20 protein-coding genes are annotated in these 18,952 nt (G+C 55.7%); 19 read left to right on the top strand and 1 reads right to left on the bottom strand.

Annotation, left to right across the window (positions count from 1 at the left end; translation table 11 throughout):
* Positions 1 to 17 precede the first annotated feature (17 nt).
* From pabC to G565_RS0104800, 7 genes are all read left to right on the top strand, one after another.
* The gene (gene pabC, locus G565_RS23035; RefSeq protein WP_084649231.1) at positions 18 to 863 is read left to right on the top strand and encodes an aminodeoxychorismate lyase; all 846 of its coding nucleotides are present in this window, start codon (positions 18 to 20) and stop codon (positions 861 to 863) included.
* The gene (gene mltG, locus G565_RS0104825; protein WP_037337773.1) at positions 856 to 1,902 is read left to right on the top strand and encodes an endolytic transglycosylase MltG; all 1,047 of its coding nucleotides are present in this window, start codon (positions 856 to 858) and stop codon (positions 1,900 to 1,902) included. Before pabC ends, mltG begins: the two co-directional genes overlap by 8 nt.
* Positions 1,899 to 2,519: a dTMP kinase gene (tmk, locus tag G565_RS0104820; RefSeq protein WP_028669936.1), complete on the top strand. Its 621-nt coding sequence runs from the start codon at positions 1,899 to 1,901 to the stop codon at positions 2,517 to 2,519. Before mltG ends, tmk begins: the two co-directional genes overlap by 4 nt.
* Positions 2,516 to 3,472: a DNA polymerase III subunit delta' gene (holB, locus tag G565_RS25815; RefSeq protein ID WP_051207355.1), complete on the top strand. Its 957-nt coding sequence runs from the start codon at positions 2,516 to 2,518 to the stop codon at positions 3,470 to 3,472. Before tmk ends, holB begins: the two co-directional genes overlap by 4 nt.
* Complete coding sequence (locus G565_RS0104810; RefSeq protein WP_028669935.1) at positions 3,469 to 3,822, top strand: PilZ domain-containing protein; 354 nt, start codon at positions 3,469 to 3,471, stop codon at positions 3,820 to 3,822. Before holB ends, G565_RS0104810 begins: the two co-directional genes overlap by 4 nt.
* 78 nt (positions 3,823 to 3,900) lie before the next feature.
* Positions 3,901 to 4,527 (top strand): TetR/AcrR family transcriptional regulator, encoded by a 627-nt coding sequence (locus G565_RS0104805; protein WP_028669934.1) that lies wholly within the window; start codon positions 3,901 to 3,903, stop codon positions 4,525 to 4,527.
* Positions 4,527 to 5,066, top strand: a complete 540-nt coding sequence (locus G565_RS0104800) for a DUF1285 domain-containing protein (RefSeq protein WP_028669933.1) — start codon at positions 4,527 to 4,529, stop codon at positions 5,064 to 5,066. The genes G565_RS0104805 and G565_RS0104800 overlap by 1 nt, the downstream gene beginning before the upstream one ends.
* A 46-nt stretch (positions 5,067 to 5,112) precedes the next feature.
* On the opposite strand, the gene G565_RS0104795 is transcribed toward G565_RS0104800, so the two are convergent.
* Positions 5,113 to 6,768 (bottom strand): electron transfer flavoprotein-ubiquinone oxidoreductase, encoded by a 1,656-nt coding sequence (locus G565_RS0104795; protein ID WP_028669932.1) that lies wholly within the window; start codon positions 6,766 to 6,768, stop codon positions 5,113 to 5,115.
* A gap of 370 nt (positions 6,769 to 7,138) precedes the next feature.
* Between G565_RS0104795 and G565_RS0104790 the strand changes: the two genes are divergently transcribed.
* The 12 genes from G565_RS0104790 (at position 7,139) to gspM (ending at position 18,858) form a co-directional block, all read left to right on the top strand.
* Positions 7,139 to 7,891, top strand: coding sequence for an electron transfer flavoprotein subunit beta/FixA family protein (locus G565_RS0104790; protein ID WP_028669931.1), 753 nt, complete (start codon positions 7,139 to 7,141; stop codon positions 7,889 to 7,891).
* Positions 7,888 to 8,814, top strand: a complete 927-nt coding sequence (locus tag G565_RS0104785; protein WP_028669930.1) for an electron transfer flavoprotein subunit alpha/FixB family protein — start codon at positions 7,888 to 7,890, stop codon at positions 8,812 to 8,814. The genes G565_RS0104790 and G565_RS0104785 overlap by 4 nt, the downstream gene beginning before the upstream one ends.
* Before the next feature lie 212 nt (positions 8,815 to 9,026).
* Complete coding sequence (locus tag G565_RS0104780) at positions 9,027 to 11,198, top strand: ATP-binding response regulator (RefSeq protein WP_028669929.1); 2,172 nt, start codon at positions 9,027 to 9,029, stop codon at positions 11,196 to 11,198.
* Between the two features lie 134 nt (positions 11,199 to 11,332).
* Positions 11,333 to 12,826 (top strand): type II secretion system ATPase GspE, encoded by a 1,494-nt coding sequence (gene gspE / locus G565_RS0104775; protein ID WP_028669928.1) that lies wholly within the window; start codon positions 11,333 to 11,335, stop codon positions 12,824 to 12,826.
* A gap of 2 nt (positions 12,827 to 12,828) precedes the next feature.
* Complete coding sequence (gene gspF / locus G565_RS0104770; RefSeq protein WP_028669927.1) at positions 12,829 to 14,040, top strand: type II secretion system inner membrane protein GspF; 1,212 nt, start codon at positions 12,829 to 12,831, stop codon at positions 14,038 to 14,040.
* Positions 14,041 to 14,046: 6 nt separating this feature from the next.
* On the top strand, positions 14,047 to 14,502 hold the full coding sequence (gspG, locus tag G565_RS0104765) for a type II secretion system major pseudopilin GspG (protein ID WP_037337770.1): 456 nt from the start codon (positions 14,047 to 14,049) through the stop codon (positions 14,500 to 14,502).
* Complete coding sequence (locus G565_RS25810; RefSeq protein ID WP_028669925.1) at positions 14,499 to 15,062, top strand: prepilin-type N-terminal cleavage/methylation domain-containing protein; 564 nt, start codon at positions 14,499 to 14,501, stop codon at positions 15,060 to 15,062. The genes gspG and G565_RS25810 overlap by 4 nt, the downstream gene beginning before the upstream one ends.
* The gene (gspI, locus tag G565_RS25805; protein ID WP_051207354.1) at positions 15,052 to 15,426 is read left to right on the top strand and encodes a type II secretion system minor pseudopilin GspI; all 375 of its coding nucleotides are present in this window, start codon (positions 15,052 to 15,054) and stop codon (positions 15,424 to 15,426) included. The genes G565_RS25810 and gspI overlap by 11 nt, the downstream gene beginning before the upstream one ends.
* Positions 15,423 to 16,139 carry a type II secretion system protein GspJ gene (locus G565_RS0104750; RefSeq protein ID WP_028669924.1) on the top strand — a complete coding sequence of 239 codons (717 nt, stop codon included), beginning with the start codon at positions 15,423 to 15,425 and terminating at the stop codon, positions 16,137 to 16,139. Before gspI ends, G565_RS0104750 begins: the two co-directional genes overlap by 4 nt.
* On the top strand, positions 16,129 to 17,088 hold the full coding sequence (gene gspK / locus G565_RS25800) for a type II secretion system minor pseudopilin GspK (RefSeq protein WP_051207353.1): 960 nt from the start codon (positions 16,129 to 16,131) through the stop codon (positions 17,086 to 17,088). Before G565_RS0104750 ends, gspK begins: the two co-directional genes overlap by 11 nt.
* A 16-nt stretch (positions 17,089 to 17,104) precedes the next feature.
* Positions 17,105 to 18,364 (top strand): type II secretion system protein GspL, encoded by a 1,260-nt coding sequence (gene gspL / locus G565_RS0104740; protein ID WP_028669923.1) that lies wholly within the window; start codon positions 17,105 to 17,107, stop codon positions 18,362 to 18,364.
* On the top strand, positions 18,361 to 18,858 hold the full coding sequence (gene gspM / locus G565_RS0104735) for a type II secretion system protein GspM (RefSeq protein WP_028669922.1): 498 nt from the start codon (positions 18,361 to 18,363) through the stop codon (positions 18,856 to 18,858). Before gspL ends, gspM begins: the two co-directional genes overlap by 4 nt.
* The last annotated feature ends 94 nt before the right edge of the window (positions 18,859 to 18,952 follow it).

Raw genomic sequence — 18,952 nt, 5'->3', positions numbered from 1 at the left:
ATCGGGTACACTGATCGATGACTTCTACGCGTCTGAATCCCATGCTAGCCTGCCTGCTTAACAGTCGATCAACCGACCAACTGCCACTTCCAAGCCGGATGCTGGCCTTTGGTGATGGCTTGTTTGAAACCTGCCTGGTTACTGACCGGGGGCTTAGGTTTGCTGATGATCACCTGCACAGACTGGAAGAAGGCATCGGACGATTGCACCTGGCCTGGTCTGATCTGGATCGTCAGCGATTGTTCGACGATATTGATGCCTTGATCAAACCCGTTCGGGCGCCCGCCGTTCTCAAGATCATTCTAGGCAGACAAGCGGCAGGCAGGGGGTACGATTACGACCCTGAAACGCAACAGACCGACCGGCTGCTGCAGCTGTTTGAATATCAGCCGGCTCCCTGGTACAAAACCGGAGCCCGACTGGTTACGTCGACCATACCGGCCTCGGTCAATCCTGCCCTGGCGGGCGTCAAGCATTTGAATCGTCTGGATTCCGTGCTGGCCCGACAAAACGCCCGAAAGCACCAGGCTGAAGAAGCCCTGTTGTGTGATGATCAGGGATGGGTGGTTGAAGGCAGCATGAGCAATCTGTTTTATCGCCGCCACGGACGCTGGTTTACACCGGCATTAGCAAGAGCTGGCGTGAACGGCATTATTCGGCGACGCTGGCTGCGCTCAGGAAACGGCGCCCTTCAGGTGGCCGATATCAAGCCAGACGACCTTAGCCACTGTGAGGCACTCCTGATCGGAAATGCACTCATGGGTGTGGTCCGGGTAACCCACCTTAACAATGTCCCGTTAGCCTTAGCTGGCGAGGATGATCTGGCTTCCATACACACCCGAATTGGATTGAATCTTGATTAAACGACTGATAGTTATCGCAGTACTGCTGGTATTCGGAGCGGGATTTGGGGCTGTTTTTTACATCAAAGATCGAATCGACGCGCCAATGGCGTTTGCCGATCCTGAACACTATACGGTACCGTCTGGTGCATCACTCAGACGCGTTTTGAACGATTTTGAAGCAAACGGATGGATTGAATACGCCCGTGCGCACGAATTGTGGTTGCGCTACCAGGAACAAACCGCCATCCAACGGGGTGAATACCGGCTGATGCCTGGGGATACCAGCAGTGTCGCCATCAACCGCATGATTGAAGGGCAGAAAATCCAATACAGCGTACAGTTCATCGAAGGGTGGACCTTTCGGCAGTTCCTGACAACACTGACTGCCAATGAAGCAATCAAACACACCCTCATGGGCATGGATACAGAAGCCGTACTTGAAACACTGGACATTGACCAACAACACCCTGAGGGATGGTTTTTCCCGGATACATACCTGTTTGAACGGGGCACCTCCGATGTCGACATCCTCCGACGAGCACACCAGCGAATGCAACAAGAGCTGACTCAGGCCTGGGAAAACCGGTCTGAAACTACGCAGGTGAATACGCCTTACGAGGCCCTGATTCTAGCGTCAATCATCGAACGGGAAACGGGTGCCGCCTTTGAACGTCCCCAAATCGCCGGAGTTTTTTCCCGTCGACTGGCTCAGAATATGCGATTGCAGACCGACCCAACCATCATCTACGGGCTGGGTGACGATTTCAGTGGCAATCTGACGCGAAGCCATCTGCGTCAGGATACACCTTACAACACCTATACTCGCAGTGGTTTGCCGCCAACACCGATTGCAAACCCGGGGCGCGGTGCGCTTGAAGCGGCAGTTGACCCGGCCGAAGGCACCACTCTGTTCTTTGTTGCCCGTGGAGACGGTACCCATCAGTTCTCAGACACTTACGAGCAACATAATGAAGCGGTGCGTCAATACCAGCGGTTTCAACGCCGGGACGACTACCGCTCAGCCCCTCCGGTAGATGAGCAGGGAGATGGGTCGTGAAGCCTCAGTTTATTTCCATTGAAGGGCTCGAAGGGGCTGGCAAATCTACCCAACGGGATGTTTTGGCCGCTTGGGTCACTAAGCACTCAGGGCCGCCTATGGTCACGCGCGAACCCGGTGGCACCGTTATGGCCGAACAGATCCGGAGTGTTTTATTGGCGCATCATGATGAGCCAGTTGATGTCTGGACCGAGCTGTTATTGGTGTTTGCTGCCCGGCGTCAGCACTTGAGTACCGCCATCAGGCCGGCCCTGACCAATGGCCAGTGGGTGGTGAGCGATCGGTTCACCGACGCCAGCTACGCATACCAGGGCGGGGGGCGTGGCATTCCCTGGGAGCACATCGTTGATTTGGAGAGCCGGGTGCTTGAGGGTTTCAAGCCCGATCTGACGCTCTGGCTGGATTGTCCCGCAGAGGTTGGGCTGGCACGCGCGCGACAACGAGGTGAGCTGGATCGGATCGAGACAGAAGACGTCGACTTCTTCGAACGTTGCCGTACAGCCTATGAACGCCGTTGCAGTGAAGACCCGGGGCGCATCATCCGGCTCGATGCGACCGGGACCATTGCCTCGGTCAGTGCTGCTGTAATACATGCGCTTGAGGCTCACTATTCATGATAGAACTGCCGGTCTGGACACACCCCATAGTCGGGCAGATTGCAGAAAGCTATGCCCGTCAACGGCTGCCACACGCCTTGATGCTGGTCGGCAGAGAAGGCGATGGATTGTCATTATTGGGCGACTTCCTGCGCCGCGGATTGCTGTGTAAACAGGGGGGGATCAAACCCTGTGGTCAATGCAAATCCTGTCTGTTAGTGCATGCGGGTGCGCACCCGGATAGCCGGGTCCTCGAGCCGGAAGGCAAGAGCCTGACCATCAAGGTGGATCAGATTCGGGGGATAGCTGATTTCATGCATGAAACTCCCCAGCAAGGCGGCAACAAGGTCATTCGTCTGACTCACAGTGAAAAGATGAATAATGCAGCGGCCAACGCCGTATTAAAAATGCTGGAAGAGCCCACCCCCAATACTTATCTGATTCTGGAGAGCAGTTCGCTGTCGCGCATGCTGCCTACGGTCAGGTCCCGTTGTCGGCTTTACAAGCTTGAGCAACCTGGTCACGACCAAGCCCATCAGTGGCTGACTGATAACGGCATTGAGCAACCGGAGCAACGCCTTGCAATGGCTGATGGTGCCCCTCTGGCCGCTAGCCGGATTAGTAATGAGGCCATAGATCAATGGCACCGTCAGGTCAGTTGTTTTTTGCAGGAGCGAAATTTCACGGCACTGGCGGCATTTATTCAACAACAAGACCCCCTGACGCTGCTCAATCAGACGTTACTTTGGGTCGATACGGCTATTCGTCGGCTGAACCGACAAACGGCGCCGGTACCAGAGCGTGATGAAGATCTCGTCCAGGCACTGCAAGGGCTACCAACGGTGTCGCTTTTTCGCTTTAGAGACTATATTGTGCAGTTAAAGCAGGGCTTGCAGCAGCAGGCAAACCTGAATCAACAGATGTGGAGCGAGCAATTATCGGCTCGCTGGCTGGAAATGACAGGACACGCATGAATCCAAAACTCGGTGGGCCGCGCAATGGCATCTTGTCACTGACGATGAAAGACAAGGCGGTGCTATACGCTGCGTACATGCCCTTTGTAAAAAATGGTGGTCTGTTTATCGCCACCAATAAAAAATTCAATCTGGGTGATGATGTTTTTCTGTTGCTCAATCTGATGGAAGAGCCAGAAAAAATACCCGTGGCAGGCAAGGTCATCTGGGTAACCCCCCGTGGGGCCCAGGGTAACCGGGCAACCGGTATTGGCGTTCAGTTCAGTAAAAAGAACGAATTGGCCAAAGACAAGATTGAAACCTATCTGGCCGGTGCGCTTAACTCCGAAAAACCCACGCATACCATGTAAACAGGAAGTGCTGCGGGCCTTTCACTGGTCAACAGCGTAGCCGCCGTTTATTCTCTTCTGCGACTGACGAGCAAGACCATGTTCAGGCCCATAGCCAGCGTTTCCGATCAGCACCCTACCGAGGCTGCCATTTTAAGCTCGGCGTTGAACCTGTTCATGCTCGTGGGCGAAGACCAGGTGTCAGTGACCCGCCTTATTCAAACCGCTGCCATTAGCCGCTCTGTCTTTTATCACTACTTCAGTAGCAAGGACGATGTCTACGCCGCCTTGCTACTGAATGACGAGTTGGGTCTGAGTCCACTGTTCAGGCAATGCCGTGAAAACCCCGAGCTTGGCATTGCACACCTGATGAGAGAGTTTCTTAACTATCGAATGCAATCTATTGATAATTATGGACTTTTTCTGAGACTTGAAAGTCACCTGAACTCGGTGGATTGCCAACTCGAACGCTTTCAGCAGTGGCAACGCTTGCGCCACAATCACGTCGAACTGTTTACCGAGCTGGCGCGCCAGCAGTGGGGTGTGGAGTCGCATCAGGATGACGATGACCTGCGCTATCTGTACACCCTAGTCTGGTTACTGGCCGATGGCATGGTCTCACTGAGAAACAACCCAATGTATCTGGAGCTGGTTCAGGACAGGCGAGGTTTCAAGCGTTTTCTGACCCGCCTGGCCGAACTGGCCGGAACCCGAGGACCGCTATAATGCGACTGGATGAATTGCTCAAACAGATTGGTGATCAGTCATTCCCGCCGGTAGAAAAGTGGACGCCTGACTTTTGCGGTGATCTCGATATGGTCATTCACCGTTCTGGCCAATGGTCCTACCAGGGCTCGCCCATTGGTCGTCCGGCTATGGTCCGCCTGTTTGCATCCATTCTGAAGCGAGAGGAGGGTCGGTACTTTCTGGTGACACCCGTTGAAAAGGTCGGCATTCGGGTAGAGGCCACGCCCTTTGTGGCGGTGTCGGCCGAATTCCTGGGTGATACCTGGATTGTGACTAACAACCTTGGGGAGCAGCAGCCGCTGGATGCCTCACATCCACTGGAGATCAACGATCCGTCTGGTGAGCCCGTCATGCTGTGGCGACGGAATCTGCCTGCACGCATTCACCAGAATGTGATGTACCAATGGCAAACCCGGGCGCTGGAAACAGCGCAGCCAGACAGCCAGGGGCACCTGTGGCTGAACAGTGGGGAATCCCGGTTTTTGCTGGCGAAGCTGGATAGAACCGAAGGCGAGTAGGGCTGGGGTTCTGACTGTTCAGTCAGCCCCAGGCCTTTGGTAAACCCTACATATTAGGATAAGTCGGACCGCCAGCGCCTTCAGGGGTCACCCAGTTGATGTTTTGAGCCGGGTCCTTGATGTCGCAGGTTTTGCAGTGCACGCAATTCTGCGCATTGATCTGAAAACGCTGCTCGCCTGCTTCATCTTCAACCACTTCGTACACCCCTGCCGGGCAGTAACGCTGTGCGGGTTCGGCGTACTTCGGCAGGTTGCTGGCCAGCGGAACAGAGGGGTCGGCCAGTTTCAGATGCACTGGCTGATCTTCCTCATGGTTGGTGTTCGATACAAAGACCGAACTCAACTTGTCGAAGCTCAGCACACCATCCGGTTTTGGGTAGCTCAGTTGCGGGCAGTCACTGGCCAGCTTGGTCTGCGCATAATCGGGTACTGTGTCCTGCATGGTCCAGGGCAGCTTACCGCGAAACAGGTTGATGTCGATAAAGGCATAAGCCGAACCGAGTAAATTACCGAACTTGTGTTGAGCCGGGCCGAAATTACGTTGCTGATGCAGTTCCTGATATGCCCAGGACTGCTCGAACGCCGCGGCGTATTCGGTCAGATCCTGACCGGCCTGCCAGTCACTGCTGGCGCGCTTGAGGATCACATCAGCCGCGACCATGCCTGATTTCATGGCAGTGTGGCTGCCTTTAATCTTGGCAAAGTTCAGCGTGCCCGCGTCACAACCGATCAGCAGGCCACCCGGGAAATGCATTTTGGGCAAGCTTTGCAGGCCGCCCTTGGCAATGGCCCGTGCACCGTAGGAGACGCGTTTGCCGTTCTTCAGGGTGTCGGCGAACAGCGGATGATGTTTCATGCGCTGAAATTCATCAAAAGGGCTCAGGTAGGGGTTCTGATAACCCAGATCAGTGATCAGCCCCAGCACTACCTGGTTGTTCTCGATGTGGTACATAAAAGAACCACCGTGAGCGCCATGTTCTGCCAGCGGCCAGCCTGCGGTATGCACCACCTTGCCCGGCTGGTGAACCGAGGGGTCAACGTCCCACAGCTCCTTGATACCCAGGCCATAATGCTGCGGATTTTTGTCGGCATCGAGCTTGAATGTCCGGATCAGGGATTTTCCCAGATGACCGCGTGCACCTTCAGCGAACAAGGTGGTTTTGGCGCGCAGTTCCATGCCGGGCATATAGCCATCTTTCTCGGAGCCGTCGGCTGCTACGCCCATGTCTCCGGTGATGATGCCCTGAACGGAACCGTCTTCTGCGTACAGAACGTCAGCCGCGGCAAAGCCGGGAAAGATCTCGACGCCCAGGCTTTCTGCCTGTTCTGCGAGCCAGCGACACAGGTTCCCCAGGCTGATGATGTAGTTGCCCTGGTTATGCATGGTGGCCGGAACAAAGGCGCCCGGCACTTTGATGCCTGCTTTCTCATTTCGAAGCAAATAGATGTCATCGCCGGTAACAGCGGTGTTCAGTGGAGCCCCCTTGTCTTTCCAGTCGGGGATCAGCTCATTCAGGGCGCGTGGTTCAAATACCGCACCGGAGAGAATATGGGCACCGACTTCGGACCCCTTTTCCACGACACAGACGGATAATTCCTGACCAGAGTCGGCGGCGCCTTGCATCAGCCGGATGGCTGCAGACAGACCTGCCGGGCCTGCACCGACAACAACAACGTCAAATTCCATGGATTCGCGTTCCATAGGGACCTCCTGAACGAATTACCGGGGCGAACGGCCCGGTAACTGGGCTTTGCGGCAACCAGAGAGTGCAACAGGGTAGTCGACAACCCATCCGGGTACTCGCAGACGATTGTAATGATCGAAAATGGCGCCATATTTAGCGCAACGACTGCGATCAATACGAAGACTGTGCAGCCTTACCATCCCGATTTGGCCCCGAGTTTACCTGCACAACCGGAAAAATTAAAACAACTGTTTGAAATTTTCGTTTAAAACGGATTAAATGTTGGCCCTGTGCGGTTGCGAACGCCATGGCCTGGCAATAAACCGCCAACCCAAAACTTCGACCGTCAATTCGACTGTCACCTGACCATGAGGACACGAGACCACTATGAAAATTCTGGTTCCGGTAAAGCGTGTTGTGGACTACAACGTCAAAGTCCGCGTCAAGCCAGACAACAGTGATGTGGATCTGGCCAATGTGAAAATGGACATGAATCCATTCTGCGAAATTGCCGTCGAAGAAGCCGTGCGACTGAAAGAGCAGGGCACCGCCACCGAAATTGTGGTTGTATCGATTGGTGAGGCCAAGGCAGAGGAACAACTGCGCAAGGCCATGGCACTGGGTGCCGATCGCGGTATCCTGATCACAACCGACGAAGCGCCAAGCTCACTGGGTGTCGCGAAATTGCTAAAAGCTGTTGTCGATGAAGAACAGCCGGGCCTGGTATTGCTGGGCAAGCAATCGATCGACAGCGACAACAATCAGACCGGCCAGATGCTGGCTGCACTGACTGGCATGGCGCAAGGTACCTTTGCCAGCCAGCTGTTGATTGACGGCGAAAAAGCCCAGGTAACCCGGGAAATCGATGGGGGCTTGCAAACACTGTCTCTAAACCTGCCCGCCATTGTGACGACTGATCTGCGCCTGAACGAGCCACGGTACGCCAAACTGCCCGATATTATGAAGGCCAAGCGTAAACCGCTCGACAAGAAAACCGCAGCGGATTACGGGGTTACGCTCAACAACAGCGTCAAGATGCTCCGGGTCGAGCCACCTGCAGAGCGCCAGGGGGGCATCACAGTAAGCTCGGTTGCCGAGTTGGTCGACAAACTGAAAAACGAAGCGAAGGTGCTGTCATGAGTATTCTGATCATAGCTGAACACGATAACGCATCGCTGGCCCCGGTCACGTCTCACGTAGTGACCGCTGCTGCTGAAATCGGAGGCTCCATCGACGTACTGGTCGCCGGTTCCGGCGCCCAGTCGGTAGCCGATGAAGCCGCCAAGCTGTCTGGCGTTAGCAAGGTTTTATTTGCCGATGACGCTGCTTACGGTCATCAGTTGGCAGAAAACCTGGCTGATCTGGTTGCTGAGCTCGGCAAGGAATACAGCCACATACTGGCGCCGGCGACGACCAACGGTAAAAACATGATGCCACGCCTGGCGGCTCTGCTGGATGTAGAGCAAATTTCAGACATCCTTAGTGTGGAATCCCCCGATACCTTCAAGCGCCCCATCTATGCAGGTAATGCCATCGCCACTGTGCAGTCGAGTGACACCATTAAAGTGATTACCGTGCGTGGTACCGCCTTTGACGCCTGTGCGCTCGACGGCTCGGCTCCGATTGAAACGGTAACCGGTGGTCACGACAAAGGCATCAGTGCTTTTGTCGGTGAAGATCTGGCCAAATCGGATCGTCCGGAACTGACCGCTGCACGCATCGTCGTATCCGGTGGTCGCGGCATGCAAAACGGTGATAATTTCAAGTTGCTCTACACCCTGGCTGATAAGTTGGACGCAGCCGTGGGTGCATCGCGCGCTGCCGTTGACGCAGGCTTTGTCCCCAATGATATGCAAGTGGGTCAGACTGGTAAGATCGTCGCGCCCGACCTGTACATCGCCGTTGGCATTTCCGGTCAGATTCAGCATTTGGCCGGGATGAAAGACAGCAAGGTCATTGTTGCTATCAATAAGGATGAAGATGCGCCCATCTTCCAGGTGGCCGACTACGGTCTTGTGGCCGACCTGTTTGATGCCTTGCCAGAGTTTGAAAAAGCACTCTGAAGAAGTCGTCAGATCGACTTTCGAAAACCCGGCCTTGCCGGGTTTTTTTATGGTCGCTCATCATGGATGTCGGATGACGGATTGCTCCGGTGGGAAATTGGCTCTGGTTGGCCGAAAACCCAATTGAAACAAGCACCCTACGGTTGGGCGGCGGGCCAACAGAGGGTATAGTGGCGGTCTTTGCAGGGCGCAGCGGCGTCGGATGAATATCTATGAGTTGGTTTTTCACGCCACAGCACAAGGCGCAAAAAGATCGCGCGATTCTGAAGCGAATCGATGAAACCCTGAGTCGGCAAGGGTTGCCCAGTGCTGTTTTGCATTTTGTGGTGTTTCTGTTGCTGGAGTGGCAGTGGCTGTCAGTTGGCCCGACGCCCAATGCCAGCTATGTCTTTGGATTGGCATTGGTGATTATGGCCGCCTGGCGGTTTATCATGATTGCTCAGTTTTCCGACTGGTATGCCAGAGGTCCGGCTCGCTGGCGCGATACCTTTATTCTGTCCGGTTTTCTGCACGCCGGTGTTTGGACGGCGTATCTGGTTTACCGGCTGGACGGGCCCGAGCATCCAATTGCGTTGCTCGGCTTGCTCTATACCTTGTCAGTTGCCGCCGGCGGGACCTTTGTTTACTCCCTATATGGTCGCACCGTGCGGGTGTATTTGGCGGTTCTGCTGCTACCCATGGGTCTCTTTTATCTGTTTCGATCTGATACTGCGGGTCACCTGTGGATCGGGCTTGCTTTTATAGCGGTCTATTTTTATCTCGTCAGTACCGCCGGTCGAGTTTCGGAGCTGGTCTGGAGTTTTCTGACTCATAATCATGAACTCAAAATGCGTCTCAAGGCGCTGGAAGAAGCCCGCGAAGAAAACGTATTGCAGGCGACCACCAACCGGCGTTTTGTTAACCAGCTGTTGCATCGGGTTAAGACCCCGTTGAGTGGGTTGCTGGGGGTGCTGGGCATGCTCAGTCACGATGAGCAGTCGACGGAACATCAGGGCATGCTCAATATTGCCCGTCGCAGTGGACGTTCCATACTGGATCTGGTGACGGATCTGGAGGCGTTTATTGAGCAGCGGGATCAGTCCCGCGTGCCTCAGTCGATTGTGTTTAATCTGCGCAAGACACTCGAACACGCCCTGTCTGATATGGGCAGCAAGGCCCATGAGCATGGCCTGGAATTGGCCTATTTGTATCACCCATCAGTGCCGGAGCGCATAGAGCTGGACCCTCAGTGGCTGTCCAACGCCTTTCGCCGGTTGCTGGATTTTACGCTCGACAGTGCGGAGGAGGGTGAGATTACCGTCCGAATCGCGATGGAAAGTGCCTCGGAACAGGAGCAGGATCATTTGCTCCTGTCGTTCTATTTCATCAACACTGAGGTCAGTGACGAGGATTTGCGCGCCGCCATTAACCGCAACATGAACACTCTGCCTGAAGACGAAGACGTATCTGACCAATTGACGCTCATGGTCGCTGCGGCCCAGTTCAAGTCGATGAACGCCAAGCTCACGGTGTCGTCAAAACAGGACCTGAGAAAAATCGTGGTTTCCCTGCCTATTCAGGCAAGCTCGCAGCAAGCCAGTTCCTTTCGCCCGGCCAAATACATGGCGGGGCGCTCTATTACCCTGGTCGACCTGAGCCCGGTGACCGAGCGCGCGCTCAGTGCGGAGTTCTATAGCTGGGATATGACCGTATCGACCTGGACGATGGAACGGCTGTTGGACGGCGAGCTGATTCAGCCAACCGATTTCATTCTGATCAATCTGCCGGTCGAAGATGCCCGGGCGCAGAGTTACCTGGAACAAGTAAAGCTACTACAAAGCCGGTTGCAAACTCAGGCACCACAGACCACTGTATTCCTCTATGCATCTCAGTTGCAGCGTGGCTTGCTGGCCGACATGGACCTTGGTTTTCGATTTATCGAGAAGCCGGCCACCCGGGATGAATTGCTGCAGATGCTGCGGCAGTCCCACGATGCAACCCGGGTAGACGCCAGCGCTGAATATCGCTGTGACCATGTGCGTGTTTTGCTGGCTGAAGACAATATGGTCAATCAAAAGGTCGTGGTACGGCTGCTCAAGCGTATGGGTGCACAGGTTGATACCTGCGTAAACGGACTGGAAGCGTCGCAACAGGCGATTCAGGACCCGCCCTACAACCTGGTCATCATGGACTGCCTGATGCCCCGTATGGACGGGCTGGAAGCAACCCGAATCATTCGGCATAAAGAAATGGACACCGGAACGCATTTGCCGATCATCGCGCTTACCGGTGAAGATACGCCGGAACAGGAACGAGCCTGTCTGGCTGCCGGAATGGACGATTTTATGACCAAACCGGTGACCTATGAGAACCTGATCACACTGATTCAGCGATGGGTAGGTTGATACCGCCGGAATGAATGATATTCTTCCGCAAATTCAAATGGTTACAGTTCGGCGCCTAGGTCGGGTTGATCACCGGGCTGGCAGCCGTCAGCGGTGAATCCGGCACACGACGGACTACAGTACAGGACACAGCAATGAATGCGGTACCCCAGGGCGTTACGGAGCGACGCCTGCCATTCACATTCGCCAAACGCCATGGTGTGGTAATCGACTACGACCACGCAGATGGCCCACGCCTGTTGTACCGGCCCGATGTGAATCTGAACGCTTTGCAGGAAGCGCAGCGCCTGATGCAGGGCGTTTTCCCGCACATGCAGGTTAACGAACAGGAATTTTCCGAGTATCTGAACCGCGCTTATCACACCGACTCCGACGATGCGATGCAAATGGTCGAGGGGCTGGGCGATACCATGGATCTGAGTTCTCTGGCCGATTCAGTGCCGGAAACCGAAGACCTGATGGAGCAGGAAGATGACGCACCCATCATCCGGCTGATTAACGCCATTCTCTCAGAGGCGATCCGCGAACAGGCTTCCGACATTCATATTGAAACTTACGAAAAACGCCTGTCGATCCGGTTTCGGGTTGACGGTGTCTTGCGGGAAGTGGTGCAGCCCAAAAGAGCGTTGGCGCCGTTGCTGGTCTCCCGAATAAAGGTCATGTCACGTCTGGATATTGCCGAAAAACGGGTGCCCCAGGATGGCCGTATCGCGTTGCGGGTGGCTGGCCGGGAAGTGGACCTGCGGGTGTCCACCATACCTTCCAACCATGGTGAACGCGTGGTATTGCGGTTGCTCGATAAGCAGGCAGGGCGATTGGACGTCAATCAGCTCGGGCTGAATCCACGCGATCTGAAGACCATTACTGATCTGATTCAACGCCCCCATGGCATTATCCTGGTCACCGGGCCAACAGGCTCGGGTAAAACCACAACGTTGTACGCGGCACTGCAATCGCTTAACAGCCACAGTCGCAACATCATGACGGTAGAAGACCCCATTGAATACAGCTTACCGGGCGTCGGGCAAACCCAGGTCAACGCCAAGGTTGATATGACTTTTGCGCGGGGGCTGCGCGCTATATTACGCCAGGACCCGGATGTGGTGATGATCGGTGAGATTCGCGACTACGAGACGGCCGATATTGCTGTTCAGGCCAGTTTGACCGGTCACCTTGTGTTGTCGACCCTGCACACCAACAGTGCGACCGGGGCCGTTACCCGCCTGCAGGACATGGGCATTGAGCCTTTCTTGCTGGCGTCCAGTCTGATCGGTCTGGTTTCACAGCGACTGGTTCGCACTCTGTGCCCTGACTGTAAAACGGCTTACCACCCGGACGAAGCCGAGTGCGAGTTTCTGGGCGTGCCCATTGACGCCAAACACACCATTTATCACGCTGCCGGCTGTCCGGCGTGCAAGAGCACGGGCTATCGCGGTCGGCTGGGCCTGTACGAATTCATCCGGGTCGATGAGGGTCTGCGCCAGCTGGTTCACGACCGGGCCGGTGATATCGACCTGGAGCGCCATGCCCGCACTCTATCGCCCAGTATATTGCAGGACGGAAAAGACAAAGTGCTCAAAGGCCTCACTACCGTCGAGGAAGTACTGCGCGTGTATCGGAGCTACTGAGTATGGCGGCGTTTGAATACGCGGCGCTCGATGCCAAAGGCAAGCGCCGGAAAGGCGTGATCGAAGCGGACAGCAGCCGTCAGGTTCGTCAGCAACTGCGCGATAAGGGCTGGTTCCCGGTCGATGTAGAGATGACGCAAAAGCAGCAATCCCGGTCGGCGGGCCTGTTTGGCGGCCCCTCGGTATCGGTGGCTGATCTGGCATTACTGACGCGACAACTGTCGACCCTGGTTGCCTCTGGTATGCCGTTGGAAGAGTGCATCCGCGCGGTGGCGGAACAATCAGAACGGGCCCGGGTGCGCAGTCTGATGCTCGGCGTTCGGGCGCGGGTGATGGAAGGATACAGCCTGGCCAAGGCCCTGAGCGATTTTCCGCGCGCCTTCCCACCGCTGTACCGGGCAACGGTAGACGCCGGCGAACACAGCGGCCATCTCGACCGGGTGATGATGCGTTTGGCCGACTATATGGAAGACCAGCAGCGCACCCGGAAACAAGTTCAGATGTCGTCAATCTACCCGGCATTTCTGACCTTGGTAGCGGTTGGCATTGTGGTGTTTCTGCTCAATTCTGTGGTGCCCGACATTGTTGGGGTGTTTTCCTCAACGGGCGAAGCCTTGCCCGGGCCGACCCGGGCGTTACTGGCCGCCAGCGAGTGGATACAGAACTGGTGGCTGGTGTCTTGTCTGGTCATTGTGGCCATGGTGATCGCGCTGCTGATCTGGAACCGGGCGCCACGCCGGCGCAGGGTGACGCATCGGGTATTGTTGCGCTTGCCATTAATTGGTCGTGTATCGCGAGGCTTTAATACGGCCCGCTTTATTAGCACGGTGGCCATTCTCTCCGGTTCCGGGGTGCCGTTGGTCGAGGCCATGCGCATCTCGTCCGAGGTGGTTACCAATCTTGAAATTCAGGCTCGCGTAAAGGAAGCCGCTTTACGGGTGTCGGAAGGCGGCAGCCTGGGTAAGGCCCTGGCCGACGCCGGGCATTTTCGGCCCATGATGTTGCACATGATCGCCAGCGGCGAAGCCAGTGGCGAGCTGGACAGCATGTTGCAGCGTACCGCCGATGCCGAAGATCAGCAGGTCAAGGAACTCATCACCACCATACTCGGGCTTTTCGAGCCCCTGATGGTGTTATTGATGGGGGGTATTGTACTGATCATTGTACTGGCGATCGTACTGCCCATAATGGAAATGAACAGCTTTGTAGGTTAGGACACAATGATGAAAAGCAAACTGAACACACGCAAGCGGAACCTTGGCCAACAACAGGGTTTTACGCTGATTGAATTGATGGTGGTGCTGGTTATTCTCGGCGTCCTCTTTGGTCTGGTTGTTCCCAACGTCACCGGCCGGGGCGACGAAGCCCGGGTAACGGGCGCGAAAACGGACATCAAGACCATTGAGAATGCGCTTGAGACTTACCGTTTGCACAACTCACATTATCCGTCGACGGACCAGGGGCTTGATGCCCTGGTTGCCAAGCCGTCTGGTAACCCGGAGCCGCGCAATTGGCGTGGGCCCTATTTACGCCAGAAACCGACGGATCCCTGGGGCAGCGAATACGCTTACATCAACGACAATAACAACAATTTTGAGGTCATTTCCTACGGTGCGGACGGTCAGCCAGGCGGCGATGATTTGAACCAGGATATATCGTCAAACGATACGGAATGAAACCCACCCGTCGCTCACACAGCTGCCTGTCACATCAGGGCTTCTCTTTGCTTGAACTGATGGTGGTGATTGTCATCATCGGTATAGCGGCGGGCGCTGTTCGTTTGGCGGTTACCGGTAATGACCCGGTTCAGGAGCTGGAAGAAGCGGCCGGGCAGTACGCCTATCGAATGGAGCGCATTCAGGACCAGGTGTTGCTGAGCAACCGGGAGCGTGGCCTGATGTTTGTCGGGGATGGCGTTTATCAGTTGGAATGGCGTGAAGGCGATGAAATGCTCAGCGAACCAGATATCGTCTGGTCGCTATTCGATGAACAGAAAGCCTGGGGTGTTTCAGAGGCCATACAGCTGGGTTTAACGCTCGACAATCAATGGGTTGAACTCAACCAGTCGCTGCCAACCGAACCGTTTGCACTGGAGCCGCATGTCATCCTGTTGCCTTCAGAGGATTACACGCCCGCCTACAATCTGGTACTCAGTTTAACCGACAGCATTAACGATGAAGTTCGGGTTGAAGCCGATGGTTTTAACTCGCCCAAGGTGCTTCGCGATGAACGGTGAGCGCGGCTTTACCCTGATCGAAGTTATGGTTGCACTGGCTATTTTTGCGGTCATGGCGGGGGCTGTATCACTGGCCAATACGCAAAACCTGATGTCAGCCCGTCAGATCCAGGAGCAGACGCAGGCTCGCTGGGTGAACGATACTGTGCTCAGTCAATTACGCATGGCCGGCTTGCCTGACCCGGGCACCCAGTCCGAGCAGGTCAACTTCAATGAGCAAACCTGGCGGGTTGAAGTGACTGTCACGGCGGTCGAAATGGAATTGCTGGGGCCATTTCTACGCAGGGTTGAATTGCGCGCATTTCCCCCTGACAGTGAGGCGTCGGTTGATTCATTGATCGCGGTATTGGGGGCAACCCCGTGACCAAACGCGGCATGAATTCCGGTTTTACTCTGATTGAGTTACTGATCGCCATGGCCATTTCGGCCATTTTGGCCGTGGGAACCTACTACCTGGTTCAGGCATCGCGGTTGACTCAGGACACCCTGGTGGTCCAGAACGAATATTACTCCCAACTGACCCGGGTCGTGCGGACACTGGTGAATGACTTGCATCAATGGTCGCCTGATCGTCCGGTTCGGGATCCGTTTGGTGACTACCAGGAAGCTATGGTACTCGATCTCGATGCCTTGTATCTAACCCGAAACGGGTGGGCTTTGAGTCGCTTTGTGGATATGGAGCGCTCCACCCTGCAACGTATCAGCTATCAATTGGCTGAACAGGGCAGTGACCTGTGTCCTGAAGCGGATGACGGTCAACAGGTCGCTGGCCGTGAACGACACTATTGCCTGATCCGAAGTCAGAGACAGCATCTAGACGACGATGGCCGTCTTGAATGGCAGCACCAGATGCTGATGCGGCCGGTGAATGCACTGCAGTGGCAATTTCTGGCAGACATTGAAGGCGAGCGAGACTGGCTGGATACCTGGCCACCGGAAGGGCTATTGAACGAAAATACAGTCCCCCGATTACTGGCGGTGCAGTTCGAACTTCAGACCGGGCAGGGCGATGCGGTCCGTCGGATGGTTCGAGTGCCTCAGAGTTACCAGGCATCGGAGGCACCCGATGAGGACTGAACGGGGTTTTGCACTGATCCAGGTTTTGCTGGTGTTTGCCATGCTGGCCGTCATCGTGGCGCGGCTTCAATACGAGCAGCGAATTCAGATCGAACGGGCTTATCAGTCTTTGTTTCTGAGCCAGGCGCAAGCTTATATCGACAGTGCGGAAGACATTGCCCGGGTCGGCCTTGCGCTGGATCAGCAAGACAACGAGACCGATCATCTGGACGAGTTATGGAACCAGCCCGCGGTGTCATTTCCGGTGGATCAGGGCGTGATCTCTCTGGAAATGAATGACCTTCAGGGGCGGTTCAATATCAACGCGCTGCATCCGTCCGCCGCTAACCCAGGGGGCGCACAGACAGGCTTGAAGCGTCTGCTGCTGACACTGGGGCTGGACGAAAGTATCGCCGATGAATTAACCGACTGGTTCGATTCAGACAGTGGTGCCGAGTTTAATTACGGGGATCAGGAGCCGCCCTATACACCCTCTTTTCAGCCGATGGCGGACAGCAGTGAGCTGCTGTTGCTAAAATCCGTCGACAGAGAGGCGCTGGCCACGTTGCAGCCTTTTGTGGCGGCGTTACCCCCTCGGTCAGAGTTAAACATCAACACGGCCCCGGCGGAAGTATTGATGACCATAGCCCCCTTCCTGAGCGAAAGCGATGTTGACGCCTTTGTTCAGGAGCGTGCTGAAGAGCCTTATGAATCGGTTGATGATCTGCTCAACCAGCCGGTTTTTCAGGTTGAAGAAGATGAGCAGCCGGTGCCGTTGCTGAATGATCAGCTCACAGTCCGGTCTGACTGGTTCACCTTGTTCGCGGAAGTTACGCTCAATGGTCGTACCCTGACCCAGAGCAGTCATATACTGCGGGGCGACGATTCAGCCCGCATCGTGCTCAGATCCAGGGCCACTACGGAAGCAAACCGGACACCGGGCGACACCACCAAGGATGACACCCTATGAATGCGCTGGAGTACTCATGAACGTGCAGATTTCGATATTCTGGCAAGACCCCACACACCTGCGCTGGCGCTGGTCAGATTCCGATGAGGTTCGGGAGGGTCGCTGGGATGACGTTCAATTGGAGCGTCAGAACCAAAACCTTGAGACCGTTACGACCCGATTATTTTTACCACACCAGGGGTTTACTGCATTGCAGGTAAGCGTTCCTGGTGGGGCGCGTCGCATACCGGAAGCCGTGTTGCGGTTTGCCGCCGAAGAACAACTGGCCCAGGACATCGACAGTCTGCACATCGTTCCTCTGGCCAGACCCCACCAGGGCAGCTTGCCGGTGGTGGTGATCGAAACCCAGCGGCTGCGTGACCTGCAGGAAACGCTGGCTGACGGTGGCTTCATGCTGCTACAAGCCTTTGATGCGGGTTATTGCCAGGTCAGCAAACCGGAGACGCAAGACGTCAGCATCGACGTCACCCCGGAGCGAGTGTTGTGCCGGGCCGGGTGGGAGCTGCATCAGATTCACCCGAACGGATTCTCGCAGTGGTTTGATCTGTGGAAACGCAGTCAGAACCTGGACGAAGAAGCCGTGCACATCAACCTCACCAGTCGCAGCGCCGACGACCAGGGTCGGACTCTGAAAACAGAACTGGAAGCGGCGGGTGACAACGTCAACTGGCAAGTGCAGACCGAAACTGACCTGCCTGGCTGGGATGAAACCGTGACTGAAACCCGCTATCAGGGCAACCTGATGACGGGCCCTTTTGCCCTGCGAAAATCCAGTGGCCACAGCACTTACTGGGTTCCTACAGCACTGGCAGCAGGCTTTGCACTGGCCATTTGGACCGGGTTGACCATCAGCCAGGGGTGGCAGGACCGGGCAGAAGCCGCCTCGACCTGGGAGGCCAGTGAAACCGTGTTCAAACAGGTATTTGGCCAGAATAAGCGCATTCAGCAACCGCTGATGGTGCGTGAGCTGGATAATCGGATTCAAGCCTTGCAACAACCGGACGATGCTGAAGGGGGCTCGGTGCTAGCCGCTATTGACGCTCTAGGCACACTCGATGCCGGGCTGTCGCTGGAAGATTTTCGTTATCAGGCCAGCCGCCGGGAAATGCTGTTCACCGTCACCCGTAGTGGCGATACCGAATCGGATGCCTTTGGGGTATTTGAGCAACTGAAACGCCGCCTTGAGCAAGCCGGCTACACGGTCGAATATTCAGCCAGCCAGGACCGGGACGCTGTACGCGGCCGCTACCGGGCAACCCGGGAGGTGCAATCATGACCGTACAGACGTCCTCCTGGCTGGAGCCGCTGACACTGAGATGGCAAGGGCTACCTACTCGCGATCGCAGAGCATTATCGCTATTGCTGATCACGGCTGGGCTACTTGTACTCTGGCTGGGCATTATCAACCCAACTCTGAGTTGGCGTGAATCAACCCGTTCAGATCTGAGAGCCGCTGAGGAAACGTTCAGGCAATTGGTCGAACGCGCGCCTCTGGCGATGGCTTCGTCAGGCAGCAGCGCTCAGGCACCAACGGCCGGTGGATCGCTGAATGCCGAAGTTCGCAATCAGGCTAATCGGTTCGGTGTGGTCATTCAAAGCTTTGAACCGGATGGTGAGCAGATTCGCGTTCGAGTCGACACTGTGCGCTTTACCAACCTGATGCGCTGGCTCGGTGCGCTGGAAGCCCGGGGCATTGATGCTGCTCAGCTGACACTGGAAGCGACTGACCGGGCAGGACAAGTGTCGGTGCAAGCGAGCTTCAGGCGCTGATCTGGATCATTTCATCGCCGAAAGAATACTGGCAAACTGACTGACGGTAACCATTGCTCTGGTTACCAATAACAATACAACAAATCAGAAGTTA

It is taken from the genome of Saccharospirillum impatiens DSM 12546, assembly GCF_000423605.1.
In the GTDB taxonomy this organism is placed as follows: Bacteria; Pseudomonadota; Gammaproteobacteria; order Pseudomonadales; family Natronospirillaceae; genus Saccharospirillum; species Saccharospirillum impatiens.
The sequence above is the reverse complement of the archived record's forward strand: the minus strand, read 5'-3'. Positions and strand labels throughout refer to the sequence as shown.

Bases quoted from the DNA above. Each gene is read 5' to 3' on its own strand.
- pabC (WP_084649231.1), top strand. From the start codon at position 18: ATGACTTCTACGCGTCTGAATCCCATGCTAGCCTGCCTGCTTAACAGT.
- G565_RS0104785 (WP_028669930.1), top strand. From the start codon at position 7,888: ATGAGTATTCTGATCATAGCTGAACACGATAACGCATCGCTGGCCCCG.
- G565_RS0104790 (WP_028669931.1), top strand. From the start codon at position 7,139: ATGAAAATTCTGGTTCCGGTAAAGCGTGTTGTGGACTACAACGTCAAA.
- G565_RS0104805 (WP_028669934.1), top strand. From the start codon at position 3,901: ATGTTCAGGCCCATAGCCAGCGTTTCCGATCAGCACCCTACCGAGGCT.
- gspL (WP_028669923.1), top strand. From the start codon at position 17,105: ATGAACGTGCAGATTTCGATATTCTGGCAAGACCCCACACACCTGCGC.
- gspM (WP_028669922.1), top strand. From the start codon at position 18,361: ATGACCGTACAGACGTCCTCCTGGCTGGAGCCGCTGACACTGAGATGG.
- gspF (WP_028669927.1), top strand. From the start codon at position 12,829: ATGGCGGCGTTTGAATACGCGGCGCTCGATGCCAAAGGCAAGCGCCGG.
- gspK (WP_051207353.1), top strand. From the start codon at position 16,129: ATGAGGACTGAACGGGGTTTTGCACTGATCCAGGTTTTGCTGGTGTTT.
- gspE (WP_028669928.1), top strand. From the start codon at position 11,333: ATGAATGCGGTACCCCAGGGCGTTACGGAGCGACGCCTGCCATTCACA.
- G565_RS0104810 (WP_028669935.1), top strand. From the start codon at position 3,469: ATGAATCCAAAACTCGGTGGGCCGCGCAATGGCATCTTGTCACTGACG.
- holB (WP_051207355.1), top strand. From the start codon at position 2,516: ATGATAGAACTGCCGGTCTGGACACACCCCATAGTCGGGCAGATTGCA.
- G565_RS25810 (WP_028669925.1), top strand. From the start codon at position 14,499: ATGAAACCCACCCGTCGCTCACACAGCTGCCTGTCACATCAGGGCTTC.
- G565_RS0104780 (WP_028669929.1), top strand. From the start codon at position 9,027: ATGAGTTGGTTTTTCACGCCACAGCACAAGGCGCAAAAAGATCGCGCG.
- G565_RS0104795 (WP_028669932.1), bottom strand. From the start codon at position 6,768: ATGGAACGCGAATCCATGGAATTTGACGTTGTTGTTGTCGGTGCAGGC.
- gspI (WP_051207354.1), top strand. From the start codon at position 15,052: ATGAACGGTGAGCGCGGCTTTACCCTGATCGAAGTTATGGTTGCACTG.
- gspG (WP_037337770.1), top strand. From the start codon at position 14,047: ATGATGAAAAGCAAACTGAACACACGCAAGCGGAACCTTGGCCAACAA.
- G565_RS0104800 (WP_028669933.1), top strand. From the start codon at position 4,527: ATGCGACTGGATGAATTGCTCAAACAGATTGGTGATCAGTCATTCCCG.